This is a genomic window from Pseudoxanthomonas sp. 3HH-4, assembly GCF_006716465.1.
GTDB lineage: Bacteria > Pseudomonadota > Gammaproteobacteria > Xanthomonadales > Xanthomonadaceae > Pseudoxanthomonas_A.
In genome coordinates, this window is record NZ_VFPB01000002.1 from 216,583 (window position 1) to 242,218 (window position 25,636).

Annotated in this window: 21 protein-coding genes; 12 read left to right on the forward strand and 9 right to left on the reverse strand. The window is 67.3% G+C overall.

The window, feature by feature from the left end:
* Positions 1-69: 69 nt before the first annotated feature.
* The 6 genes from FB548_RS08400 (at position 70) to FB548_RS08425 (ending at position 8,534) form a co-directional block, all read left to right on the forward strand.
* Positions 70-690 carry an XrtA/PEP-CTERM system exopolysaccharide export protein gene (locus FB548_RS08400; RefSeq protein WP_142124328.1) on the forward strand — a complete coding sequence of 207 codons (621 nt, stop codon included), beginning with the start codon at positions 70-72 and terminating at the stop codon, positions 688-690.
* Positions 690-2,279: an XrtA system polysaccharide chain length determinant gene (locus FB548_RS08405; RefSeq protein ID WP_142124329.1), complete on the forward strand. Its 1,590-nt coding sequence runs from the start codon at positions 690-692 to the stop codon at positions 2,277-2,279. Before FB548_RS08400 ends, FB548_RS08405 begins: the two co-directional genes overlap by 1 nt.
* A gap of 10 nt (positions 2,280-2,289) precedes the next feature.
* Positions 2,290-3,057: a polysaccharide biosynthesis protein gene (locus FB548_RS08410; protein WP_142124330.1), complete on the forward strand. Its 768-nt coding sequence runs from the start codon at positions 2,290-2,292 to the stop codon at positions 3,055-3,057.
* 20 nt (positions 3,058-3,077) lie between these two features.
* On the forward strand, positions 3,078-4,379 hold the full coding sequence (locus FB548_RS08415) for an outer membrane beta-barrel protein (protein ID WP_142124331.1): 1,302 nt from the start codon (positions 3,078-3,080) through the stop codon (positions 4,377-4,379).
* A 10-nt stretch (positions 4,380-4,389) separates the two neighbouring features.
* A complete protein-coding gene (locus FB548_RS08420; RefSeq protein ID WP_142124332.1) occupies positions 4,390-6,252 on the forward strand; it encodes a hypothetical protein in 1,863 nt (620 codons plus the stop codon).
* Between the two features lie 269 nt (positions 6,253-6,521).
* Positions 6,522-8,534: a heparinase II/III family protein gene (locus FB548_RS08425; protein WP_142124333.1), complete on the forward strand. Its 2,013-nt coding sequence runs from the start codon at positions 6,522-6,524 to the stop codon at positions 8,532-8,534.
* A 9-nt stretch (positions 8,535-8,543) separates the two neighbouring features.
* Here the strand turns inward: FB548_RS08425 and FB548_RS08430 are convergent, their stop codons facing one another.
* The 9 genes from FB548_RS08430 to FB548_RS08470 all read right to left on the reverse strand — a co-directional run bounded on the left by FB548_RS08430 (position 8,544) and on the right by FB548_RS08470 (position 18,663).
* Positions 8,544-9,467 carry a glycosyltransferase family A protein gene (locus FB548_RS08430; RefSeq protein ID WP_142124334.1) on the reverse strand — a complete coding sequence of 308 codons (924 nt, stop codon included), beginning with the start codon at positions 9,465-9,467 and terminating at the stop codon, positions 8,544-8,546.
* A 2-nt stretch (positions 9,468-9,469) separates the two neighbouring features.
* The gene (locus tag FB548_RS08435; RefSeq protein WP_221625923.1) at positions 9,470-10,234 is read right to left on the reverse strand and encodes a glycosyltransferase family 2 protein; all 765 of its coding nucleotides are present in this window, start codon (positions 10,232-10,234) and stop codon (positions 9,470-9,472) included.
* Between the two features lie 23 nt (positions 10,235-10,257).
* Positions 10,258-11,442 (reverse strand): hypothetical protein, encoded by a 1,185-nt coding sequence (locus FB548_RS08440; RefSeq protein WP_255470442.1) that lies wholly within the window; start codon positions 11,440-11,442, stop codon positions 10,258-10,260.
* A 112-nt stretch (positions 11,443-11,554) separates the two neighbouring features.
* A complete protein-coding gene (locus FB548_RS08445; RefSeq protein ID WP_142124336.1) occupies positions 11,555-12,196 on the reverse strand; it encodes a polysaccharide deacetylase family protein in 642 nt (213 codons plus the stop codon).
* Positions 12,197-12,226: 30 nt separating this feature from the next.
* The gene (locus FB548_RS08450; RefSeq protein ID WP_142124337.1) at positions 12,227-13,378 is read right to left on the reverse strand and encodes a glycosyltransferase; all 1,152 of its coding nucleotides are present in this window, start codon (positions 13,376-13,378) and stop codon (positions 12,227-12,229) included.
* Between the two features lie 7 nt (positions 13,379-13,385).
* Positions 13,386-14,732 (reverse strand): phenylacetate--CoA ligase family protein, encoded by a 1,347-nt coding sequence (locus tag FB548_RS08455; RefSeq protein ID WP_142124338.1) that lies wholly within the window; start codon positions 14,730-14,732, stop codon positions 13,386-13,388.
* A complete protein-coding gene (locus FB548_RS08460; RefSeq protein WP_142124339.1) occupies positions 14,729-16,282 on the reverse strand; it encodes an oligosaccharide flippase family protein in 1,554 nt (517 codons plus the stop codon). The genes FB548_RS08455 and FB548_RS08460 overlap by 4 nt, the downstream gene beginning before the upstream one ends.
* Positions 16,279-17,574 (reverse strand): O-antigen ligase family protein, encoded by a 1,296-nt coding sequence (locus tag FB548_RS08465; RefSeq protein WP_142124340.1) that lies wholly within the window; start codon positions 17,572-17,574, stop codon positions 16,279-16,281. The genes FB548_RS08460 and FB548_RS08465 overlap by 4 nt, the downstream gene beginning before the upstream one ends.
* A gap of 21 nt (positions 17,575-17,595) precedes the next feature.
* Complete coding sequence (locus tag FB548_RS08470) at positions 17,596-18,663, reverse strand: polysaccharide deacetylase family protein (protein ID WP_255470444.1); 1,068 nt, start codon at positions 18,661-18,663, stop codon at positions 17,596-17,598.
* 185 nt (positions 18,664-18,848) lie between these two features.
* Between FB548_RS08470 and FB548_RS18760 the strand changes: the two genes are divergently transcribed.
* From FB548_RS18760 to FB548_RS08495, 6 genes are read left to right on the forward strand one after another with little or no spacing between them, the layout of a single operon-like run.
* Positions 18,849-19,520, forward strand: coding sequence for a J domain-containing protein (locus FB548_RS18760; protein WP_185742034.1), 672 nt, complete (start codon positions 18,849-18,851; stop codon positions 19,518-19,520).
* Between the two features lie 25 nt (positions 19,521-19,545).
* Positions 19,546-20,157, forward strand: a complete 612-nt coding sequence (locus tag FB548_RS08475) for a class I SAM-dependent methyltransferase (RefSeq protein ID WP_185742035.1) — start codon at positions 19,546-19,548, stop codon at positions 20,155-20,157.
* Positions 20,150-21,355 carry a glycosyltransferase gene (locus tag FB548_RS08480; RefSeq protein ID WP_185742036.1) on the forward strand — a complete coding sequence of 402 codons (1,206 nt, stop codon included), beginning with the start codon at positions 20,150-20,152 and terminating at the stop codon, positions 21,353-21,355. The genes FB548_RS08475 and FB548_RS08480 overlap by 8 nt, the downstream gene beginning before the upstream one ends.
* Positions 21,352-23,412: an NAD-dependent epimerase/dehydratase family protein gene (locus FB548_RS08485; RefSeq protein ID WP_142124343.1), complete on the forward strand. Its 2,061-nt coding sequence runs from the start codon at positions 21,352-21,354 to the stop codon at positions 23,410-23,412. The genes FB548_RS08480 and FB548_RS08485 overlap by 4 nt, the downstream gene beginning before the upstream one ends.
* Entirely contained in the window at positions 23,396-24,538 is a 1,143-nt protein-coding gene (locus FB548_RS08490) for a GNAT family N-acetyltransferase (RefSeq protein ID WP_142124344.1), read from the forward strand. The genes FB548_RS08485 and FB548_RS08490 overlap by 17 nt, the downstream gene beginning before the upstream one ends.
* The gene (locus FB548_RS08495) at positions 24,535-25,632 is read left to right on the forward strand and encodes a GNAT family N-acetyltransferase (protein WP_142124345.1); all 1,098 of its coding nucleotides are present in this window, start codon (positions 24,535-24,537) and stop codon (positions 25,630-25,632) included. Before FB548_RS08490 ends, FB548_RS08495 begins: the two co-directional genes overlap by 4 nt.
* Positions 25,633-25,636 lie beyond the last annotated feature (4 nt).

The window sequence follows — 25,636 nt, forward strand, 5'->3', positions numbered from 1 at the left end:
CTCCGTAGTGGCCGGATTCCCCTGTCGCCGCCGTTATTACCGGCATCAGCAACTCCAGGGGATCTTCCGATGAACCGCCTCTTTGCCGGCCTTGCCGCCACCGCCCTTTCCATGCTGCTGGCGTCGTGCGCCACGTCCTCCGGCAGCGAGACGCCACCGCCTGCGACGAGCACGCTGGGTACCGACGCGTACCACATCGGCGTGGACGACATCGTGCAGGTCTCCGTGTGGCGCAACCCGGAACTCGGCATCACCGTGCCGGTGCGTCCCGACGGCATGATTTCGGTCCCGCTGGTGGGCGACGTGCCCGCAGGTGGCCGCACGCCCGGTGACGTCGCCAAGGACATCCAGGAACGCCTGGCCACCTACGTGCGTGATCCGCAGGTGGCGGTGATCCTGACCGACCTGCGCAGCCACGAGTACCTGTCCCGGGTGCGCGTCACCGGCGCCGTCCGCCAGCCCGTGTCGCTGCCCTACCGCCCCGGCATGACGGTACTGGATGCCGTGCTGGCCGCCGGTGGCATCACCGAGTTCGCGGCCGCCGACAGGTCCGACCTGCACCGCAAGAATGCCGAACAGACCCAGACCTATGCGGTCCGCCTTGACCGCATCCTCAACCGCGGCGACCTGAGCACCAACTACACGGTATCGCCCGGCGACGTCATCACCGTTCCCGAGCGCACGTTCTGATGAGCCAGAGCAATCTTCCCGCGCGGCGCGGATACACCGCGCCGGCCGCGCCTGCGGGCGCGTTGTCGCCCAACGAACTGGCCCCGATCCTGCTGCGCGAAGCGCGCCGCCACCGCGTCGCGCTGGTCGGCATCTTCGCCGGCGTCGCCCTGCTGACGCTGGTGGTCGGATTGCTGGTGCTGCCGAAGAACTACACCGCATCGACAACGATCCTGGCGCAGGAGAGCGACATCATCCAGCCCCTGCTGGAAGGCCGCGCGGTGGCGACTGGCGTCGTGGACCGCGCCGGCATGGCCCGGCAGGTGATCTACAGCCAGCGGGTCCTGCAGGATGCGCTGAAAACCGGCGGCTGGCTGGAGGATGTCCCCAATGCCGTCCAGCAGGACCGCCTGATGGAACAGATCAAGGGCCGCATCGCGATCACCAGCCCACGACCCAACCTGATCCAGATCACCTACCGCGACAGCGATGCCAAGCGCACCTACGAGGTGACGGAGCGCCTGAGCGACATGTTCATCAAGGAGAGCCTGGCGGCGAAGGAACGCGAAAGCCGCGAGGCCTACGAGTTCATCAACAAGCAGGTGCAGGACTACCACGCCAAGCTGCTTGAAGCCGAGGAGCGCCTGCGCATGTACCGCTCGGCCAACACCGACGCCCAGCCCGGCAGCGCGACCGATGCCAACACACGCATCAGCTCGTTGCGTACCACGGTCGAACAGACCCGCATGTCGCTGCTGGAACAGCGCTCGCGCGAAAGCGCGATCGCCTCGCAGCTCTCCGGCGAATCGGCTGTCACCGCCGTGCAGACGCGCGAGAGCCTGTATCGCGGGCAATTGCTGGAGCTGCAGGGCCAGTTGGATCGCCTGTTGCTGAACTACACCGAGCAGCACCCGGACGTCGTGCGCGTGCGCCACCAGATGGCCGATCTGCAGCAGTCCATGGTCAACGAACAGAACCGTCGCGCCTCAGCGCCGCAGAGCGGGAGCCCGTTCGACGAGGCCCAGATGAATCCGCTGTACCAGGAACTGCGCAGCCAGCAGGCACAGACGCGTCGCGAAGTGGCGGCGACCGCGTCGCGCATGGCGATCGCGGAGTCGATGCTCAACGACGAGCTCAACCGCAGCCGGCGCATCGCCGACTCCGAAAGTGCGCTGGCCGAGCTCACGCGCGATTACGAGGTCAACCGCGACATCTACCAGGACCTGCTGCGCCGGCGCGAGAACGCCCGCGTCTCCATGCAGCTGGACCGCGAAGAACGTGGCCTGACCCTGCGCGTACAGGATCCCGCCACGATGCCGTTGCGCCCGACGGGCCTGCGCTTCATGCACTTCGCCATCGGCGGGCTGCTGATGGCGATAGGCATTCCCCTCGGCCTGGTGTTCCTGCGCGCACGCTTCGATCCGCGCATCCGCTCGGCCCACCAGGTACAACGCCTCACGGATCGCCCGCTGCTGACCGTGGTGCCGACCTACCACTCGCCGCGTGACCGTCGCCAGGAATTGACAAGGAACGCGATGAGCGTCGGCATCCTCCTGATCGTCGTGCTCGCGTATGGGCTCGTGTTCGGCCTCAAGCAGCTTGCCGCCTGAGGCCACCCCCATGACCCAACACGCCACAATGGAAAAGCCAGTGACCCCGGACAACGACCGACTGCACGGCGTGCCCCACCGCGCCGACACCTCCCGCTCGCTGGCCCTGATGGACGAGCCCATGGCATTGACGCCACGCGAACTGGAAGAGCGTCGCGTCATCCATCGCAACGATTCCGTGCGCGAGCAGGCGGATGCGTTCCGCGAGTTGCGTACGCGGTTGCTCGCCCTGGGCGGCGACAAGAACTTCGTCACCCTGGTGGCACCGGTAAGCCACGGCTGCGGGGGCAGCTTCGTCGCCCGCAACCTGGCTACGGCGTTCGCGTTCGACGACACCAAGAGCGCGCTGCTGGTGGACTGCGACGCGCTGCATCCGACGCAGCACACCGCGCTGCGCGTGGATGCCGGACACGGCGGGCTGATGGATTACCTGGATGACAGCGACACCGATCTCGCCCGCATCCTCTACCGCACCGGCGTACCGCGCCTGCGCCTGATACCGAGCGGCCGCCAGCGCGAAACGACAGGCGAGGCCTTCAGCTCGTTCCGCATGCGCGCGATGATGGATTCGCTGCGCAGCCGTTATCCCGACCGTTACCTCGTCCTCGACAGCCCGTCGGTGCTCGGTTCGCCCGATGCGCGCATCCTCTCCGAGCTCGCCGACCTTGTGGTCCTGGTCGCGGGCTACGGCAAGGTCACGCCGGAGAAGCTGGAGAAGGCCATCGGCAGCTTCCCGGCCGACAAGGTCGCCGGCGTGGTGTTCAACGAAATCCCGTGAAGCAGCCAAGGAGCATCGGCATGCGCGTCACCCGCCTTCGCGTTTCCGCCATCGCGGCCTCCGTGCTGGCCACGTTCTCCGGCCACGCGTTCGCCGCACGCGTCGACTACACCGTGGACCTCGGCATGGAGCACAACAGCAACGTCACGATGGTGCCGGCCGACCCCATCGAGCAGCGCTACCTGCGTACCGGCGTCGGCTTCAGCATCACCGAGAACATCTCGGCGCTGCAGCTGAGCCTGGACGGGCGCGCCGAGTACCGCGACTACGAGGACGACGTCTTCGCCGACACCGTCGACGGCACGCTCTCCGGGCGCATGAACTGGGTCGCCATTCCGCAGCGCCTGTTCTTCGTGGTGGAGGACAACCTGACGGTGCAGCCGGTGGATTCGCTGGTGCCCGATGGCCCGGGCAACCGCCAGCAGGTGAACGTGTTCTCCGCCGGCCCGACGGTGCTGTTCAACTGGACGTCTTCGCTGCATGGACAGGCCGAACTGCGCTACGTGCACAGCGATGCCGAAGTGACCGACGAGTTCAATTCGCAGCGCCTCGCCGCCGCGGTCCGCACGATCAAGGAACTCTCGCCCACCAGCCGTGTATCGTTGAACCTGCAGGCGCAACGCGTGGACTTCGACGACGACATCGTAGCCCGCGACTACAACCGCTACGACATCTACGGACGCTATGTCCGCACGCTCGCCAACTTCGAACTCGGCGCGGACCTGGGCTATTCGCGCATCGACTACCGGCAGGGCGAGTCGCGTTCCGAGCCGCTGCTGCGCGCGGATGCCGAGTGGAATCTGTCTCCGCACAGCCAGTTGATCGCGGCCGTGTCCAGCCAGTTCTCGGACACGGCGACAGATGCACTGACCGGCATCCAGTCCGAGGCCACGGTGCCGGAGAACGTCCTGACCGGCGACGCGGTGGTGAATGCTTCACCGTACGAGGTACGCAGCATCGACCTCGGCTACCGGTACACGGGCACGCGATTGACCTTTTCCGTCACCCCGTACGCACAGAAGCGCGATTACGTGGATTCGGATACGTTCGACCAGAAGACGCGCGGCGCGCGCTTCGACCTGCAGTGGCTGATCCGTCGTTCGCTGACGCTGGGAAGCTACGCCACCTGGGAACGGCTAGACTACACGCAGCTCAACCGCGAGGACGAGACCTCGCGCGTGGGCGCGAGCCTGGAATACCAATGGGCGCCCCGCTGGTCTGCGCGCCTGCACGCCGAACGCTACAAGCGCGACAGCACCGACGTTGGCCAGAGCGTCTCGCAGAACCTGATCTACCTGAGCATCGCCTACTCCAACCGTTGAGGTGTCCGGCATGCGCGCCACGCCCTCCAGATTGAAGACGCATGGCATCCCCAGTGCGGTGTTGCTGACGCTGGCACTGCTGGCAGCCGCCATCGGCCATTGCGGTGCAGCCGACGCACCGGAGGCGAGCGCGGCGCAGGAGCCCCGCGCGACGCAGGCCTCCGCCGAGGCGCCGCAGGCGACGGCCGCGCCTGCCCCCCCGCCGGCACCGGCAGGGACCGACCAGCTGAAGATCGACCTGACGTTCGTCGATCGCAGGTCGCCGGAGTACGGCCGCTTCCGCAACTGGGTGGACACGGCCGTGTCGGGCAGTCCGGGCTATGCGTTCAGCGCCAGCGACGCCGCCCTGATGTTCCTGCTCAGCGATGGAGAGAAGTACTGCAAGCTCGCCGTCCGCATGGTTGAAAAGGAAGTCGCTGAAGCCGAGGCGGCGATTGCGGCCGGTTCGCGCCCCGCGATCGCCGGCGATTCGTATCTGGAAGTCGGCCCCAGGATCGCGGACCTGGCGATGACGCTGCACGCCTGCACCAGCATGATCGATGCCGCGCAGCGGCAGCGCTGGTCCGCCCTGGCGGAGCAGGCCGTGTGGAACCTCTGGAACCCGAGCCGGGCGCAGTGGGGCGGCCGCACCCACGCATGGACCGGCTGGTCCATCGACAATCCCGGCAACAACTACTACTACAGCTTCATCGAAGCGACCATGTACTGGGCGCTGGTCAGCGGCAGCAAGACCTGGATGGACGAGCTCAAGATGCGTCGCCTGCCGCCGCTGAAGGCGTACTACGCCGAGCTGCCGGGCGGCGGCAGCCGCGAAGGCACCGGCTATGGCGCCGCGCAGATGCGCCTGTTCGGCCTTTACCGCCTGTGGAAGGACAGCACGGGCGAGGACCTGGCCACGTCCAGCACGCATGCGCGCGACAGCATTCCGTACTGGATACACGCCACGGTGCCCACGCTGGACCGCTTCGCACCGATCGGCGACCAGGCGCGCAGTTCGATACCCGAACTGTTCGACTACCACCGCCGCCTGGTGCTGGAAGCGCGCCAGCTGACGACGGATGCCGATGCGCGCGCGATGTCGTCGTGGTGGCTGCGCAGCATCTCGGTGCCGCGCATGAGCCAGGGCTTCAACAGTCGCTATGACCTGTTGCCGACCGGCGACGGCGGCGATCCGCCCCCGGCCCTGGTCTACCACGCCGAAGGTGCCGGGCACCTGTTCGCGCGCAGCGACTGGGGCAAGGACGCGATGTGGATGTCGTTCGTCGCCGGCCCCTACAACGAGAGCCACGCGCACCAGGAGCAGGGCGGCTTCACCCTGTTCGCGCGCGACTGGCTGGCCGTGACCGAGAACATCTGGAGCCACAGTGGCATACAGCAGGGCACGCCCGTCCACAACGTCGTGCGCTTCGAGCGCGCCAACGCGGACGCACAGCAATGCGCGGCGCCGCGCGGTGACGTGGTGGTGCACCAGTGCGAAACACCGCGCTCGCGCTCCCGCGTGACCGTGACGCCGCGACCGGATGGCGGCATTACCGCGACGGCCGACCTGACCCCGGTATATCGCGACAATCCGGCCCTGCAGTCGTGGCAGCGGCGCATCGAGTTCGGTGGTCGCAAGCTGCTGGTGCAGGACGATTTCCGGCTGGGCACGGGGACCCGTGCGATCTTCCAGGTCAATGTCCCGGAGCGCCCCACCGTCCAGGGGAACGAAGCCATCGCCGGGCGCCTGCGCATCCGCGTGCTGGAACCCGCGGATGCGACGCTGCGTGTCCACACCTGGAGCGACGATGACGCGCAGGAGTTCAGGCGCGGCTGGCGGGTGGATGTCTCGGGTGGACAGACCGGCTACAAGGTGGAACTCAGCGAGAAGTGACCCGGTCGTTGGGCGAGTCACGCGCCGCAAACAGTGCGGCGCGTCGCAAAGCCGCCCTCACGGCCCCATGACCTCCCCTGCCGCCGGCTGAACCAACCTGCGTTTCTGTGACCCAGCCCGTCCGTTTTGGCCGAAGCCCCACGTTATGATCCGCCCGCCGTTGCGCGGATCGCATGTAGCGAGGGGGCGCTGCAGCGGGTAGTCACCAGCCTCGAGGGCTGTCGTCTTCCAATTCATTCGTGCGCGGTTTTCTTGCCAGGAGAACCCCTTTGTCGCGCACGACCGCTTCCCCCTGCCGCACCCGCCGGTTGCCCATCGCCCTGTTCCTGGGCGCCGCATCGCTTACCGCCCTGACCGCTGCCAGCGCCGCCGGCGGCCTGTTCGGGCTTCGTGCCCAGGCCTTCGCATCCCACGCCTGGATCCAGGCCGAAGATGATCTCGCCGAGTTGCGCCAGGATACCCGTGACCACGTCCTGCGCTTCTGGACGCGCGCTTCCGCCAACACCCGGCTCGCCCGCCGTGCGCGCGAACGCGCTGCCATCGGCACGCCCGGCGCCAGCACGACCAATCCCGTCGTCCTCACGCCGGTTGCGCCCACCGTGGATTCAACCCCGGTCCTGAGCAGCGGCGGACGGATCAGTTCGAATTCCTCCCGGCCACGGCTGGTGAACCTGCCCATGCCGGTGCCGGCGGTCGACAAGACATCGGCGGCCTACACCCGCTTCAAGGGCTGGGTGGATGCGGCCGTCGCCGGCAACCGCGGCTACGGCTTCAGTGCCGCCGAAGCCGCACTGATGTACCAGCTCTCGCCCGAAGCCAAGTACTGCACGCTGGCCGTCAGCATGGTCGAAGCTCAGGTCAGCGCTGCGGAATCCGCGATCGCTTCCGGCGGCCGTCCTGCCGTGGCAGGGGATTCCTATCTCGAGGTCGGCCCGATGATCGCCGATCTGGCGTCCACCATGACCGCGTGCGGTGGCAGCATCACCGCCGGCCAGCGCACCCGCTGGTCCGCATACGCGGAACAGGCGGTGTGGAACATCTGGAACTACAACAACGCCCAATGGGGTGGTCGCAGCCATCCGTGGTCCGGCTGGTCGGTGAGCAATCCCGGCAACAACTACTACTACAGCTTCGTCGAAGCGACGATGTACTGGGCGTTGGCCAGCGGCAACGGCACCTGGTTCAACTTCCTTCGCGACAACAAGTTGCCTGCGCTGCAGACCTACTTCGCCCGGCTGCCCGGCGGCGGCAGCAGCGAAGGCACCGGCTACGGCACCTCGCACATGCGACTGTTCTCGCTGTACCGCATCTGGCGCGATGCCACCGGCACCGACCTGGCCAATGCCAACAGCCACGCGTCCGACAGCATCCCGTATTGGGTGCACGCCACGGTCCCCACACTGGACCGCTTCGCGCCGATCGGCGACCAGGCGCGCAGTTCGGTTCCCGACATCTACGACTACCACCGCCGCCTGATGCTGGAGGCCCGATCTGTGGCGACCAATCCGGTCGTGCAGAACCAGGCGACCTGGTGGCTCAACAACATCTCCATCGCGCGCATGGGCTCCGGCTTCAATTATCGCTACGACCTGCTGCCCGCCGGCACCACGGCTGCCGTACCGCCGGAGCTGATCTACCACGCCCGTGGCACCGGGCACCTGTTCGCACGCACCGGATGGACGCGTGACGCGATGTGGCTGGCGATTGTCGCCGGACCCTACAACGAGAGCCACGCTCACCAGGACCAGGGCTCGTTCACGCTTTTCTCCGGCGACTGGCTGGCGGTCACGGCCAACATCTGGAGCCACAGCGGCATCAACCAGGGCACCGATGTGCACAACCTGGTGCGCTTCGTGCGGAATGGTACTGTCGCGCGCCAGTGCGAATCGACCACGCGGGCCTCGACGCTCACGGTCAATCCCGGCAGCGGCGGCGCATTCACCGCCGATGCCAACCTGACCCCGGCGTTCTGCAACAGCGACGCCGTGACCAACTGGCGCCGCAACTTCACCTTCGCCAACCGCCGCCTGACCGTCCGCGACACTTTCAGCATCACCAGCGGCACCACCGCGACGTTCCAGGTGAACGTGCCGGTTGCGCCGACACTGGTGAACAGCCGCGAAGCCACCGCAGGCCGCCTGCGCGTGCGCGTGCTGGAGCCGGCCAACGCGACGATCAACAGCAACTTCAGCTCGGGCAAGTACGTCGAGGATGGCGCGCGCTTCCGCATCGACGTGCAGGGCGGCACCACCGGCTACGTCGTCGAACTGAGCGAAATTTGACCTGCCCCGTCACGGGCAGGGGTGAGGCCGCCGCCCGCGCGCACGCAGGCGGCGGCGCATGTCCAGCACGGGGACGGGCATGCAACTGATCGACATCAGGCTGATGCGCTCCAGCGTGGGACGCGCGACCAGCGCCGGTAACAGCAGGTGGCGTGCCGGTTGCAATCGGCGCACATGGATCAGGTGGCGGGCGAACTCCGTACGGATCACCCGCACCTTCCACGCCACCATCGCGGCAGGCAGCGACAACTGTTCGCCCAGCGTCAGCGCGTTGTGGATCTCCGCAGCGGCGCAGCGTTCGATACGACTGGTCAGGCTGCCTTCCACCGGCGTGTAACGGCCCACCAGGCCAGGGCAGGCACGCACCCGCCAGCCTGCGTGCGCGATGCGCAGCCACAGGCTGTAGTCCTCGGCACCGATGAGCTCGCGCGCTTCGAAGAAGCCGCCCAGGGTATCGAAGACATCGCGGCGCACCACGCTCATCGAGGTGCATATCCGGTTGCACCGCCACAGCAGGTCGAAATCCATCTCCGCCGGCAGGGCCAGCCGGTCCTCGCGGGCACCACCATGCAGCAGACCGGCACGGGGATCCGTCGCCAGGGGCATCTGTGCCTGCATCTTGTGCGGCAACCAGGTGTCGTCCGCATCCAGGAAGGCCACCCACGCAGCCGAGGTCGCGCGCACGCCTGCATTGCGCGCGCTGGCGGGCCCACCATTGGGCTGTCGCAGCAAATCGACGGCGCCGCCATAGCCCGCCACGATGCGCGCCACCTCGTCGCCATCCGGGGAGCCATCGTCCACCACCACGATCTGGCGTGGCGGCAGGGTCTGCGCCACGACGCTGTCCAGCGCACGCGCCAGGGTGGCGGCGGCCTGGTAAGCCGGGATCACCACGGCGTAGTCCGGAACCGTCTCGGGGGAAGACGATGCCATGGTCACGCCAGCCTTGAGACGGGACGTCGCTTGAGCAGCGCATGCGCGATGTAATGAAGCATGCACCACGCCGACCGCAGCCACGGCAGACTCTCGATGTCACGGTAGATCCGCCACTGCCAGCCGGCGGCACGCAACTTGTTCGACGACACAGAGCCTTCACGGACGAGGTAGTACGCCAGCGGCCGCTCATCCGGTACGCGTTCGGCATGGCCGGCACGGCGCACGCGATCCAGCCAGAAAACATAGTCCTCATGCCCCATTTTCTGGAACGCCACGTCGCCCAGTGACCGCTCGTAGATGCCGGTCAGGTTGCCGATGCGGTTGCTGTAGAGCATGCCGGCATAGTCCACGCGCGCCGGGGGCAGCACGGTCGCCAACGGCCTGCCATCCTCGCCCACGCGCTGGTAGGCGGCGTAGCACACGCGTGCACCGGTACGCCGCATGTGTTCCAGCTGCAGGGCGAGTTTGTCATGCGTCCACCAGTCGTCGCTGTCCAGGAACGCAACGTGGCTTCCGCGTGCGGCCTGCAACCCCCGGTTGCGTGCAGCGGCAACCCCTCCGTTGGCCTGGTGGATCGCCACCACGCGCGGATCGCGCGCTGCGTACTCGTCCATGATCGCCGGCGACCCGTCGCGCGACCCGTCATTGACCAGGATCAGCTCCAGGTTCGCGTGGCTTTGCTGCAGTACCGAATCGATGGACCGGCGCATTGTGGCCTGCGCGTTGTACACGGGCATCACCACGCTGACCGTCGGCGCATCCACGGGGTAATCTGGCCGGATGCTCGTCACGCGGCCGCCTGTGTCACCTTGCCGCCTGCCCACGAAGCACGCGGGGCTGGCAATGCATAGTCGCGGTAATCGCCGGGATTGCCCTGCATTCCCGCCTCTGCCGCCTTGACGATGTTGTAGGCCTCGCGCGCAGTGACATAGTGCAGCACGTACCGCTTGCCATCGTTGTAGGCGGATTCGAGATAGTCATGCATCGCATCGACCGGCGGGCCGAGCAGCGTATCGATGTCGCCTTCCTGCGTGCCGTGGGTATGGATCTTCACGAACAGCCAGTCGGGCCTGCCCTGCACATGCACGCCGGCGCTCACCCAGGCATCCACCCGTTGCGGCGTCGGCGGCTGCCCCCTGCGCACATCGGCATTCTCGATGCGCGGGATGATGCCCATGCGTCGATCCTTCCAGTTCAGGCCAAGCGGCCCCTGAATGAGCATCAGGTCGCCACTCGCCTGTCCACCGACGCGGACCGGCACGCCCTGGTCGTGCGACTTCGGCGCATGCGGATCGTCGGTGGCGTAGTAGATGCTGTTGATGGTGCTGGTCTGGGTGTCGCTGGGGGCGGAGGGCAGCGTGAAGTCGGCGTAGCATCCCAGCTCCCGCAGCAGGATCAGTTCGTTGTCCAGCCCGCACCAGCGACCGTCCGGCCGCGAGTTGTCCAGGCACCAGTTGCCGTGGATGAAACCGAAGCGGAGTTCGCCCGTGGCCGGGTCGCGCGGAAGCGCGCCGTGGCGCTCGTGCAGCACACGGCAGAAGCGCGACATGCCTTCCTTGAAGTTGGCTTCGGTGTCGTTGTCGTGGTGCAGGTGCACTTCGATCTCACCATAGCCTTCCGTGCACAGCGCGGAGAGCTTGTCGAGGTATTCCGGCACGTACTCCTCTTCGGGGTAGAAGAAGCTGTGCTGGGGCGGCCGGCCGTCCGCATCCCGATGGCGTCCGGCCAGCGTGCGGTAATCGCGGCACCAGCGATCCACGCGCTCGCGCTGCGTCGCTTCATCCGCGCCATGCCACATGGGCTCGAAGTGGTCGACGAAGCAGAACATCACATGCACGGGACCGTCCACGGCGCGCATGCGCGGGCGCCGCAGGTAGTTGCCGATCCAGAGTTCCATGTTGCGCGAACGCAGCAACTTCCAGATCGCCAGCATGGTCGCCAGGATCACGACGGCCAGTCCCGCCAGCCACATCACACCGTCCAAGCATCCCCCTGTCGTTGCCGGCGCATGGTCGCGCCATCGTCACTCCAGAAAACGCGACAACGCGAGTGCACCGGCCACGCCTTGCCGGTGTGCGGCAGGGTCAATGCACGTGCGGGAGGGCGCGGAGATCGAAGCCTTGGGACTTCCATGCAGGTATCAGGTGCCGCAGCAGTTCGAGCGAATGTTCACTGTCGTCGTGCATCAGGATGATGTCGCCACCGCGCGGCGGGTGGCGCCCGATCGTCTCCAGCAACTCCGGCACCGGACGGCGGCTATAGTCCAGGCTGTCATACGACCAGTAGTCGATGCGGTGCCGGCGACCCACCAGCCTCGCCAGCATCGGCACGCTCAACACGCCGCGGGGTGGCCGGAATGCGTGGCGTGGGCGGCCGTCGATGCCCTGCAGGAGTTTCTCGGTGCGATCGATCTCATCCATCTGCTGCCCCAGCGTCAGCGATTCGAAGACCGGATGCGAGTACGAATGGTTGCCCAGCGTGTGCCCTTCCGAGGCGATGCGGCGCGCGAGTGCGTCGTGCCTTTCCACCTCGCGCCCCACCAGGAAGAAGCTGGCCTTGGCATCATGCTCCGCCAGCAGGTCCAGCAATGGCGGCGTATGGGCGGGATGCGGGCCATCGTCGAACGTCAGGTATAACGCGCGCCGCTCCCCGCTCGGGCCGGCGGTCGACAACCAGCCGTTCGGCAGGAAGCGCAGCAGTTTCAGGCGTCGTGGACGGGGATTCATGGCGATCAGGTTACCGGGATGCGCAGGAGTTCACGAGATGCGTCCCTGCACGGCCATCACACCGGATGACATGTCCTGACCGTCATCCTCATAGAGGCCATGGTAACGCTCGGCCATGGTGCGGAATGAGGCTTCCGCCTGCGCCCACGCTTGGCCCGCCCGTCCCATCGTCGCGGCACGGTCGCCGCCGCGCAGCAGCGCGATCAGCGCCGTGGCGAGCGCGGCCGCATCACCCGACGGCACCAGCCGGCCATTCACGCCCTCGCGGACGATCTCCCGGTTGCCACCCACATCGGTGGCCACGATCGGAAGCCCGGCGGCGCACGCCTCCAGCAGCGCGATCGAATAGCCTTCGCTGGAAGACGACAGCGCGAACACTTCCATGCCCATGAGCAGGCGCGGCACATCATGGCGATCACCGAGGAACCTGACCACGTCCGCCAACCCGGCTTGCGTCGCCTGGGCTTCCAGTGCCTCGCGCAGGGGACCATCGCCGACAATGGCGAGTACGGCTTCCGGCACCTGCACGCGGACCTTGGCAAAGGCGCGGAGCAGCAGTGCATGGTCTTTCACCGGCTGCAGGCGCCCCACGGTACCGATGATGCGGCTGCCAGCAGGCCAGCCAAGCTCGGCAGCGAGCGTCCGGCGTGCATCCGGATCAGCGGAACGGAAGCGCTCCAGCCGGATGCCGTTCGGCACGGCCAGCAGGCCATACCGCGGATGCACGCCTTCCTCGGCGAACCGCTCGCGTGCCGCTTCGCACACCGCGACCGCATAGTCGGTGAAGCGCATGCTCTGCCGATACAGCCATTCCTGACGACCACTGCGCGAGCGCCCCCCCATGCCGTGGCGGGTGTTGATGCGGCACTTCACCGGAAGACCCAGCGAAGCGATGACGGCATAATAGTGCGCCATGGCGTTGTGCGTGTGGATGACGGCATTGGGCGACTGCCGCAGCAGCGCGCGTGCGCGGCGCAGCGCACGCAAGTCCAGGCCCGGTTGTTTGCCGCACGCATCCACCCGGACACCGCTCGCAAGCAGCTCCCTGGCCAACAGGCCCAGCTTGAACAGACAGATGACCCGGCACTGGTGGCCCGCCTCGCGCTGGCTCGCGATCAGGTCCACCACGGTGCGTTCCAGCCCGCCCCGGTCAAGATTCTCGACGAAATGCACGATCTCCACGCTCTTCCTACCCTCCAAGTTCCGACACGGTGACACGCTGCTTGCCGCTGGGTGTCAGCGGGATCTCATCCGTGAGACGGAAGTTCAGGGCGACACTGTCGCCCACGACCTTGACCAGTTCGCCCCGCACCTGCTCGATGACGCCAGCGTCGAAACCTGCGTCCGGCACGATCAGGATCTCGAACGCATCCAGTTGTTTCTGCACCACCTGGTAGCGACGGACGCCGGTCGCCCCCAGGAAGGCATATACGATGTACTCGCCAGGCACGAACCGGCCATCGCGCGTGCGCAAAGCGTCCAACTTGCGCCCATCCACGCGCGCGAGCCGTGGCAGTCCCCGTCCGCATGCGCACTGGCCGTGGCCGGGCGTGGCCAGGTCGCCATTGACATACCGGAGCAGCGGCATGCCCAGGTTGTGCAGGTCGGTGACCACCAGTTCGCGCGGGCCTTCGCCGCCGACGCTTTCGCCATGGCCGAGTTCCACCTTCAGATGGTCCGCGTTGACGTGCAGACCATCGCGGTGCTCGCATTCGGCGGCGATCAGCATGAACTCGCGGCAACCATAGGTGTTGTAGGCCGGCGCGCCGAAGGCCTGTTCGATGCGCGTGCGCTGCGTGTCATGCAGCGCCTCGGCGGCACCCAGGATGCGCAGCGGCGCATGCACCCGGCGACCGGTGGCGATCAGCCAGTCCGCCATCTCCACGATGGGCGCCACGTAGGACACGATGGTCTCGGGCTGGAAACGGTCGATCGCATCGGCGTACTCCGCCATGCGCGTGCGGTCCATTTCGAAGGCATTGAGCATGCGGCGGTTGAAGGCACCGTGGTAAAGGAGGTCCTTGCGCTTCTGCGCGCCGAGCGGCGTGCCCCACAGGTAAAGGGTGCGCTGCCCCAGCCGTGCACCGGCCCATCCGTAGCCACGCCACATGATCGCAACGCGGCGCTCATAGCTGTCGCGCGTGTAGCCGAACTTCAACGGTTCGCCCGTCGAACCGCCGGTGGTCTTGTAAAGCAGGCCTGCACGCTGCGGGCCGGCGATCAAGCGCTCGAAGTTGGCGCGGATCGTGGGCTTGTCCAGCACGGGCAGTCGGGCGTAGTGCGCGGGATCGCGGATGTCCTCCGGCGCGGTAATGCCAAGCCCGGCCCAGGTTTCCCGGTAATACGGCACGTGCTCCCAGCAATAGCGCAGCAGGCTCTGCAGCTTCTGCCATTGGAGCGCATCGATCTGCTCCGGCGCCAGCCATTGCTGCCGCTCGTACTCGCGCAGGTACGACAGTGTCTTGCGTCCGCGCAGGCCGGATTCGTACGCGGGGAAAAGCACGTGACGGAACAGGGGTTCGTAGAGGCCCGTCATGAGGCGCGTTCCCCTGCACGTTCGTGGGCCCACGCCAGCAGGCGCGCGCCCACGCGTGGCCGGCCCGCGGCGAAGCGGCGGTGCAGCAGTTGCAGGTGTTCGATGTCGTCACGGCTCCAGCAGCGCAGCAGCAGCGTGAACAGCGCATATGACAACACCAGCAGCACGCCACCCAGCAGGACGGCCGCCCAGGGCACCAGATGCCCGCGCAGCGGCCACGCCAGCATCGCCGCCAGCGCGCCCGCCAGCAGCACGCGCCCCAGCGCGCCCCAGGCCAGCCGTGCATGGCTGACACGGACCGCGAGCGAGATGTACAGCGTGGCGTTGACCAGGGCCACGGTGAGATAGCCGATCACCGCGCCCACCAGGGCGAAGTGCGCGATCAGCACGGCGGAAAGCGTCAGCTTCAGCACGCCACTGGTCACCGCCAGTACCAGGATGCTGCGCTGCCGGTCCGCACTGACCAGCATGCTGGAGGCCCCCTGCGCCATCGTGGTCAGGCACGTGGCGAACAGGCAGGCCGAGAACAGCGGACCCGCCGCCCAGTATTCGGGCCCGTACAACAGGTGGATCACGTCGTCGCCGAATACCAGGCCGAACGCCATCAACGGCGTCGCCAGCAGGGACAGATAATGCGTGGTGCCGGCGAAGCGCCGCGCCGCGACTTCCCTGCCCTGGCTGAGCGCACTCGCCATCATCGGCAGCAGCAGCGCACCGAACACCCCCGGCACCAACGCCGCGGCACCGACTGCCAGCTGGTAGGCCACCTTGAACTGCCCGGCATCGTGACTGTCCGCGTACAGGTTGAGGAACATCACCTCCACCTCGCTGGCCACCAGGAAGCTGACCGACACGGTCAGCGCCGTCCAGCGCATGTGATGACTTATCCGCGCGCGCAGTATCGGCGGCAGCACCACACCGGGCTGGCGGGGCGGGAGCAGCGGACGGATCTGCCGCAGCGACATCACATAGAAGACGATGCCCGACAGCGAGAACACGGCCAGCAGCCATTCCACCGGCGCGTCCAGCTGCCACGCCGCGATGACGAGCAGCAGGTTGATCGGGGTGGACACCAGCGCCACGATGGCGGTCGCGCGGAAGTTCTCGAAACCCTTCGCCACGCCGATGTTGAACATGTACGACGAGCGCAGCACCACGCCGAGGATCAGGAACCCCAACAGCAGCGTATGGTTCATGCCGGGCGCGACATGGTCGCCTGCGAAGACGAACAGCGCCGCGCCCGCCAGCAACACGAACAGCATGAACACCCGTTGCGCACGCCGCAGGTAGGTGAGCACGTACGGGATCTGTTCCACGTGCCCCGACCCGCGCAGTTCGGCGATGAACTTGATTGCCGCGCTGGCCGTGCCCGAATTGGTGGTCGCCACGCCCATCGCCACCAGCCAGATCACCAGGCTGTAGGTGCCGAATCCGTCCGGGCCGAGGTGCCGGGCGATGATGATCGACGTGAGCATGCCCAGCACGTACTCGGTGTACATGCCCACCGAGGAGAAGAAGGTGTTGCTGAGCGTGCGCGAGCGGGAGTTCATGCCAAGGCCAACAGGACCTTCACGGTCAGATACAGCCCGATAACGCCAATTACAGCGATGATCGGCCAGCGGATGATGTCCTTGTCGAGCGAGAATTCCGGCAGGCTGGGATACGTAGAACGCATGCGTGTGTAGTGGCCCACCACCAGCGCGACCAGCAGGTACAGGATGATCACGTAGCTGCGGCTGAGGAAGAACGCCGCGGTGAAGAAACCGGTCAGCGACAACAGCAGGCTCAGGCTCAACGCCTTGTCCGTCTTCCATTCCTGCAGCGCGATGTCGTCGGGTACATCCAGCGGCACATCATCGATGATGTCGTCGCCACGGTTCACGATGGCCAGCATCATGCGGAAGCAGTAGCCCACGATCGCCAGCCAGACGGTGAAGCCCACGATGCCCGTTTCGGCGAGCACCAGGACGAAGGAGTTGTGCGCGGTCAGTTCGTGCAGGTCCGAGTACCCACCGGCACCGATGCCGAACACCGGGCTGCCGATGAACATCTGGATGCCTTCGTACCAGGACTCGACGCGTCCCATCGCGGAGGCTTCGGACACATCCATTTCCTGCATGCGCGATGGCAGCATCATCAGTCCGCCCAGCGCGCCGGCGCCCATCAGGCTCGCCAGGAACATGCCGCGCGTGCGCCAGACGTACACGCCCAGCATCGCCACCAGCGCCAGCAGCGTGCCGCGCGAATTGGTCAGGTAGCAGCCCCAGACCAGCAACACGATGGTGGTCCACCAGAACAGCCGCTTCAGCCCCAGCCAGCCACCCTGTGCGCTCAGGTAGAAGGCCATCGGCAGGCACATCACGAACAGCATGCCCAGGTCGTTGGGGTCGTTGAAGATGCCCACGTACTGGATGCGCGTGCCCTGCGAGAGCTCGACGCCGGTCCAGCCGATGCCCGTGCTGGCCTGGTCGATGCCGTGCACCGCCAGCACCGACGCACACACGATGAACACCCCCATCGCCACCTGCATGCGCTTGCGCGTATCCACGGCATTGGCGAGCAGCACGTAGGCCAGCAGCACGGGCGCGAACACGAAGAACACGAACAGCGCACCACCCGCCCAGCCGTTCACCACTTTGGACACCATGGCGATGAACAGGAAGATCGGGATCAGCAGGTACTGCGGCTGATTGAACGACTTGCGCTGCGAGAACACCCACAGGCCCGCCGCCAGCACCAGCGCGATGGACTGCAGTGGCGGCCCGGGCGATTCGGCCACCGCCGGATAATCCTGTGGCCTGATCAGCACCAGGATCAGGTACATCAACAAGAAAAAGAACATGGTCCCCTGTCGCTCCCTGCCTCAGCCCGTACGCAGCCGCGAGGCATAGGTAAACAGCTCCGGCAGCGCCATCATCGCCTGGAACCAGGGCATGTCCATGTGTCGTTCCACCGGCAGGCGGGGCAGTGAGAACTGCGTGCCCGGCCCCAGCCGGCCTACGCCTGCCACGTAACTGCACGCCAACCCGAAGCCCGCTGCGCGAACCGCCTCGACCGTGTCGTGGTTGAACGCATCGGGCCCACCCACGGGATACGAGATGACTCGCGCAGGCACGCCCAGTTCGCGTTCCAGCGCGAGCTTGGAATCGCGCACCTCGCCCACCATGCGCTCCAGCGGCAGCTTCGCCAGCATGCGGTGGCCCACGCCATGCGACCCGATCTCCATGCCGCCACGCTGCATCTCGCGCAGCTGGTCCCAGGTCATGGGCCGGCAATCCGGGTGACCGACGGTGCGCGGGATGCCCCAGATGGTTTCCAGCCGATCGACCAGTGCCGCCTGCTCGTCATCATCCAGCAGCTTCACCCGGTACAGCAGGTCGGCAGCCTGTCGCCGGCGCCCGGCCAGCGTGGCTTCCACCGCCCAGTCGATATCGAGTCCGGGTACCTGCAGGCGCGCGCCGTCGGGCACCGAGCACAGCATGTGCACCAGCCAGTCATAGGCATACGGGCGCCCGGAATCGATGTGGCCCGTTGACACGAAGAACATCGCCGACATGCCCAGGTCGCGCAGGATGGGGAATGCGACACGGTAGTTGTCGTCGTAGCCGTCGTCGAAGGTGACCAGCGTCGCGCCCGCAGGCAAGGGCCTGTGGCGCTCGATGTGGTCCAGCACCTCGTCGAAGCGCATCGGCACGAAGTTCGCCTTCAGATGCTGCATCTGCTCGCGGAAGACGTCCGCGGAGGCGCTGATCAGCTCCGGATCGAAACTGAAACCCTGGGGGTCGGATGACTCCAGCACACGGTGGTACGCCAGCACGCGCACTTCTCCGTGCGCCCCCGGTCTCACGCGCTTCAGCAATGGCAGCGCGCCCAGCCGATGGCACCAGCGCGCCAACAGTTGCCGACGCCCTACGCGCGCCGCGACGCTCATCGATGATCCCCTGGTCATCATCTTCCGCAGTTCGGCAACCTTGCCTGATACCGTGAATACGTAGAAAGCCGGCGCGCGCGGCCAGCCCCCGGACTGGCCGGATCAGGCCCCGGAACGCGTATAGCAGAGAAAGCAGACATCACGCGCCGAGAAGGCGCCGACGGCGATACAGGGGCGCGTCACCAATGTCGGACGATACCGACTTCGTCAGCATGTACGAAGAACTGGGGCTGGACGCGGAATGCGGCATGGCCGCCTTCAAGCAGGCCTATCGCCGGCGCGTGGCGGCCCTGCATCCGGACATGCAGGGCGACGCCTCGGACTTGCCGCGGCTGCAGCGCCTGAATCGTCTGTATGAAGCGACACTCGACTTCCATCGTGTGCACGGACGACTGCCGGGCGCGTCCGCACCACGGCGCAGCGCGCACACCCCGGCCCAGCCCGAACCCGTCGCCCAGGACATGCCCGCGTACGACGAAACACCGTCGCCGCCGCGTTCACGCCGCTACCTGCTGATCGGCGCCCTGGTCGCCGCGCTGCTGTACTGGCTGGGCGCCAACCGCACCTCCGTCCCCACACTCGATCCCGCCGGCCCCGGCGATACCTCCGCGGCCGCCTGGCAGCCACGCGCCGCGCGGCAGCTCGAACTGGGCATGGACACCGGCCAGGCGCGCAGGATCCTGGGCGAGCCGACAACCGAGCATGCTGCGCGCTGGCATTACGGCCCTTCGTGGGTCGACATCGAATGCGACAGGATCACCGGCTGGTACAGCGCGCCCACGCGTCCGCTGCCCGCAGGACGTGACTCTGCGCACCAGGCAACCGAGGGCCCGCGCGGCCCGGCCGCGTGCGGCTGAGCGGACAAGGACAGAGGACACGCGAATGTGGAGTGATACCGCCAGATTGCTGAAAAAGGCCCAGCGCCGCCTGTGGATGAAGTACGCGCTGCGTGGCGTGGGCGGCAACGACAACCACGCGCGCCTGGATCTCGCCTATCGCGTCGAGGATCCATGGAACATGGACTCGGCCATGGAACGCACGCGCTTCGAAGCCACCAACCGCGTCATCGAGCAGGCATTCGGCCGGGTGGGCTCCGTGCTCGAGATCGGATGCGGCGAAGGGCACCAGACCCAGCACCTCGCACGCCTCAGCGACGAACAGTACGGCCTGGATGTCAGTGCCGCCGCGGTGGAACGTGCGCGCCTGCGCCTGCCGCAGGCGCACTTCGCCGCCGCTGACCTGTTCCAGCAACCGTGGGGCGACGAGCGTCACCGCTTCGACCTGGTCACCGCCTGCGAGGTGCTCTACTACCTGAGCGATCCTGCGGCCACGATCGCCCGCATGCGCCATCTGGGCCGCTGCGGCCTGGTGACGTTCTTCGCGCCGGCGTGCGGCCGCGTGGGACCGCACGTCGAGGCCATTCCCGGCCTGCAGAAGACCTGGATCCACCATGGCGGCACCGCCTGGCTCATCGGCTGGTGGCGTGATGAGTGATCCGTCCACCACGCTGCAGGGGCGCGGCGTGGTCTATTTCGGCAACGACTGGAACGCGGAGAACCGGACCAGCAGCCATCACGTCGCCACGCGCCTGGCGAACCACATGCCCGTGCTCTACGTGGACTCCCCGGGCATGCGCGCACCGAACACCTCCGGGCGCGACCTCAAGCGTGCGTGGCGCAAGCTGGTTGCCGCGCTGAGGCCACCGGTGCCGATCCGCGCGGGCTTCTGGCATTGCACCGTGCCACAGCTGCCGTTCCGGCGCGTTCCCGGCGTGGAAGCCTTCAACCGGCTCTTCAGCCGCTGGGCCGTACGTCGCGCGCTGCGGAAGGTCGGCATCACCCGTTACCTGTCGTGGTTCGTCGTCCCCCACCCGGGTTTCCTCGCGCACCGTCTGGGCGAGGACTTCTGCGTGTACTACTGCATCGACGACTATGCGGCGCATCCCGGCGTGGATGCGGACCTGATCGGTCTTCGCGACGAAACGCTCAGCCGCGAGGCCGACCAGTTGTTCGTCGCCCCCCCGTCGCTGTTGCCCATCAAGCAAGCCCTCAATCCCACGGCCAAGTACGCGCCGCACGGCGTTGATCTCGACCTGTTCCTCACCGCGCGCATGCCGGACACGCCCGTGGCGGAAGGCGCACGCGATCTGAAGGGACCCGTGATCGGCTACATCGGCTCGATCCACGAATGGATCGACATCGAGCTGATCGCGTGGCTGGCGCAACAGCGCCCGCAGTGGAGCTTCCTGCTGGTCGGCCACCCGGCCGTCGATGTGTCTTCGCTGCGTGCACTGCCCAATGTGCGGCTGGCCGGCCCCCAACCCTACCCTACGCTCCCGCAATGGGCGAAGGCGTTCGATGCCGCCATCATCCCGTACCGGATGAATCGCCAGGTCGCCAATGCCAACCCGCTCAAGCTGCGCGAGTACCTGGCCACCGGCAAGCCCGTGGTGAGCACGTACAACCCCGAGATCGCAAAGTTCGCGCAGTGGGTCCGCATCGCGGAAGACCACGCGGGTTTCCTCGCCGCGCTTGAACTGGCACTGGCCGACGACAGCCGCGAGGCCGCGGACGCTCGCGTTGCTGCCGTTGCAGCCCAGACCTGGGACCGCCGGGTCGAGGACGTGCTGGCCACCGTGACCCATGCGCTCGATCACCGACAACACACTTCCATGATGACCCCCGCCCCATGACCGTTCCCGCTTCCACCCGCCTGCGCGTTGCCATCGTCGGTGCAGGCTATGTCGCCACCCACCACCTCGCCGCACTGGCCGAGCTGGATTTCGTCGACGTTGTCGGCATCTGCGACCCGAACCTCACCGCGGCGCAGGCGCTGGCCGACCGCTTCAAGGTGCCGCGCGTCGCGGCTCACCTGGACGAACTCGCGGACCAGCATCCGCAGGCCGTGTATGTGCTCACACCGCCCGCGTTCCATGCCGCCATCGCCCTGCGGGCGATGGACATGGGCTGCCATGTGCTGGTGGAAAAGCCGATGGCCGATACCGTCGACGATTGCGAGGCGATGATCGCCGCCGCACGCGCGCGCAAGCTGCAGCTCGGCGTGAACCATTCCGATCTTTTCGATCCCGTGCTCATGCAGGCCATGCAGGCGGTGCGCGACGGACGCATTGGCGACGTGGTGTCGGTGGAGATCGTGCGCAACTCGGAGTATCCGCCGTATGCCGGTGGCCCGCTGCCGGGCTCGGTCACCCAGGGTTCGTATCCGTTCCGCGACCTGGGCGTCCATGGCCTCTACACGCTGGAAGCCTTCCTTGGTCCGGTGCGCGAACTGCGCGTGGATTGCCAGGCCCGTGGCGCCGACCCCAACCTGCACTTCGACGAATGGCAGGCGCACGCCGTGGCGCGCGATGGCGTGGGACGCCTGCTGCTTTCGTGGAACGCCCGGCCGATGGAGAACCGCGTGTTCGTGCGCGGCACGCGCGGCACCATCGAAGTGGACCGCTTCCTGCAGACCTGCCGCATCCACCGGGTGCTGCCCGGCCCGAAGTTCATCGGCATCGTGGTCAACGCCTTCGCCAGCGCATGCAAGGATGTGGTCCGCGTGCCATGGAACGTGGTGCGGTTCGCCACCGGCATGCTGAAGCCCTCACCCGGCATCCGGCGGGGCGCGGCGGAGTTCGCACGCGCCGCGCGCGACAACGCATCTCCACCCTTCACCGGCGAGGACGCGTTACGTATCGCGCAGTTGTTGGAACCGGTCTGTGCGGCGCCCGATGCGGAGCGCATCGCACTGCTGGAATCGCGCTACGCCGCGCTTCCGCCGGCGGACGTGCTGGTCACCGGCGCCGCGGGCTTCCTCGGCAAGCGCGTCGTCGCACGCCTGCGCGAACAGGGCAGGACGGTGCGCGTGCTGGTGCGTCGCCCTGTGGCGGCTTTCGCGCAGGACAAGGATATCCAGAGCGTCATCGGCGACCTGGGCGACCCGCGCATCGTGCGCCATGCCGTTGACGGCGTGCCGCTGGTCTACCACGTGGGCGCTGCGATGCGTGGTGGACCGCGCGACTTCGAGGCCGGCACCGTCTGGGGCACGCGCAACATCGTCGATGCCTGTGTCGACGCTTCGGTGAAGCGGCTGGTGTACGTCAGCTCGATGAGCGTGTTCGATCACGCGGGACGCGACGTGAATGCGGTGATGACCGAAGCGTCGCCGCTGGAGCCGCATCCTGACTGGCGCGGTGCATACACCCAGACCAAGCTGTCGGCCGAACGCATGGTGCTGGATGCGGTGGCGCAGCGGGGATTGCCTGCCATCGTCGTGCGTCCTGGCCAGATATTCGGGCCCGGCGCCGAGAAGGTCACCCCGAACGGCGTCATCGCTCTGGCCGGTCGCTGGGTCGCCGTCGGCGACGGCGCGCAGGCACTGCCGCTGGTGTACGTGGACGATGTGGTGGACGCGCTGCTGTGCGCGGCCGACGCACCGGCACCGGCGCGACCGCTGTTCAACGTGGTGGACACCTCGCACATCACCCAGGCCGACTACCTGGCCCGCTGCAAGCGGAAACTCGGCGACGAAGTGAAGGTCGTGCGGGTTCCGCGCTGGATGTTCATGACGCTGGGCTTCGGCGTGGAGCAGCTGGGCAGGATCCTGCGTCGCGACGTGCCGCTGACACGCTATCGCGTGCGCTCGCTGCGGCCGTTGGCGAACTTCGACACCACGGCCGCGCGCACGGACCTGGGCTGGACACCGCGGGTGGGCGTGGAGAGAGGACTGGATGCGACGTTCGGGTGACAGCGTGACGCCGTCTGCCCGGTATGACGTGCGGGTGGAGCAGTTGCCCCCGCTGGACCTGCTGGAAACGCAATGGCGGGCCCTCGAGCAGCAATCGCGTGGCAGCTTCTTCCAGAGCTGGATGTGGATCGGCACCTGGCTTCGCACCCTGTGCCCGCTGCGGCGCGCGCGCCTGCTGTCGGTGCATGTCGAGGGCCGCGTGGTCGGCCTGGGTATCGTGGTGGAACAGCGGCGCTGGTTCGCATTGGGGCTCAAGCATGTGCGCCTGCACCAGGTCGGTGATCGCGTGGCGGACAGCATCACCGTCGAGTTCAATGGCGTGCTGTCGCTCGCGGGACACGAGGACGATGTGCTGGTCGCCTGCGTCGACCACTTCGAACGCCACGAGCGCCACTGGCTGACCCTCTACCTGCCGGGCATCGACATGGACGCGCTCCCGCTGGAGCGACTGCGCTCACCGCGCCTTCGCCTGCAGCGGACCAGCAGCGCGACCCCCTATGTCGACCTGGCCAGCCTGCGCCTGGGCCACCAGGATTTCGTCACCACCGTGCCGGGCAGCCGCACGCGCGCCAACCTGCGCCGCACGGCACGCAAGCTGATCGACCAGTTCGGTCCACTGGCCTGCTGCACGGCGCTGACGCTCGCCGACCGGCTGGCATTCTTCGACGAACTGGTCCGCCTGCACCAGGCGCACTGGGACGAGGATTCCGGCGAGCAGGGCGCGTTCGCCGATCCGCGCATCATCGCGTTCCACCGCGCCCTGATCGCGGCCTCCACGCAGGAGACCGGCGTCCATCTGATGCGACTGGAGGCGGGCGGCACCATCGTGGGCTATCTGTACCACCTGGTCTGGCGCGGCATCGCCTACTTCTATCAGGCCGGTATCAACTACCGGCAGATCGGCGGCACGGGAAGCCCGGGGCTGCTGCTGCTCAGCACGGCTATCAACGAGTTCGCCGGCCTTGGCTTCGACCGCTACGAACTGATGGCCGGCAACGCCGAGTACAAGCGCTCGCTGGCGATGGCCGAAGGCCGCATGGCGTGGCTGTCGGTGGACCGTGTGGGTTGGCGTGCACGCATCGTCGACCTGTACCGCCGCCGGCATGGCCAGGAGATCCCGCCGTGAGCGTATTGCGCACGCGGCTGCGGACGCTCGACGAACTGACTGCGGCCGACGTCGAAGCCTGGGACGGATTGGCGCGTGCCGCCGCGGCCTCCGTGCCTTTCCTGCTGCCGGGCTTCGTGCAGGCGGCCGCCCGCTGGTTGACGCCGGATGCGCCTCCGGTGGTGCTGACCATCGAGCGCGGAAACGACCTGCTCGCGTTGACGTGCCTGCAACGACGCGCCGCCAACCTGTTCGTGCCGATGCCGCACTGGCGCGCGTATCGGCATCTGCATGCGTTCCAGTCCGGCATCCTGCACCTGCCAGGCGAGGCCGGTGCCATCGCCATGGAATTCGCCCGCCTGATGCATCGGGGTAGTTGGCGCGAGCGCGCGATCGTGTGGCACAACATCGCCGCCGACGGCGAACTGTGGACGGCGTTACGCGAAGGAACGGGACTGCGCTGGAGCCAGACCGGCTTCTCGCGCCGGCCGGTGCTACGCCGCATTCCGGGTGATGTTCCGGCCGCCGCGCGGGTCCGGCCGAACGTGGCGAAGGACCTGCGTCGACGGTCGCGTCGACTGCAGGAACGCGGCGACGTCAGCCTGCGCATCCTAGAGGGACGCGAGGCGGATGCCGATGCGGCCACTCGCCACCTGGCCCTGGAGGATGCGGGCTGGAAGGGCGCGCAGGGCAGCTCGATGCTCGCGTCCGACGCGGAGCGCACGTTTTTCCTGGAAGCCAGTGCACGCTTGGCGGATCGCGGCCACATGGTGTTCGTCGAAACCCTGTGCGGCGACCGCGTGGTGGCTTCCAGCAGCAACCTGCTGTGCGGCAATGCGTTGAGCGGATTCAAGACGGGCTGGGATGCGGACTTCGCCAACGCCAGTCCCGGCAAACTCAACGAATGGCACCTACTGCAGGCCCTGGACGGGCGATGGCCAGAGCTGGCCCTGTTCGACAGCCAGGCCCACGAAGATTCCTACATGGGCGAGTTGCTGCCCGACCGCCAGCCCATGATCTCCGGCATCCTGCACGCGAGAGGACTGCAGCGTGGATTGATCGCCGCGGCGCGCCCGTTGCGCCCGCTCGCGTACAGGTGGGGGCACGATAACTGACGCC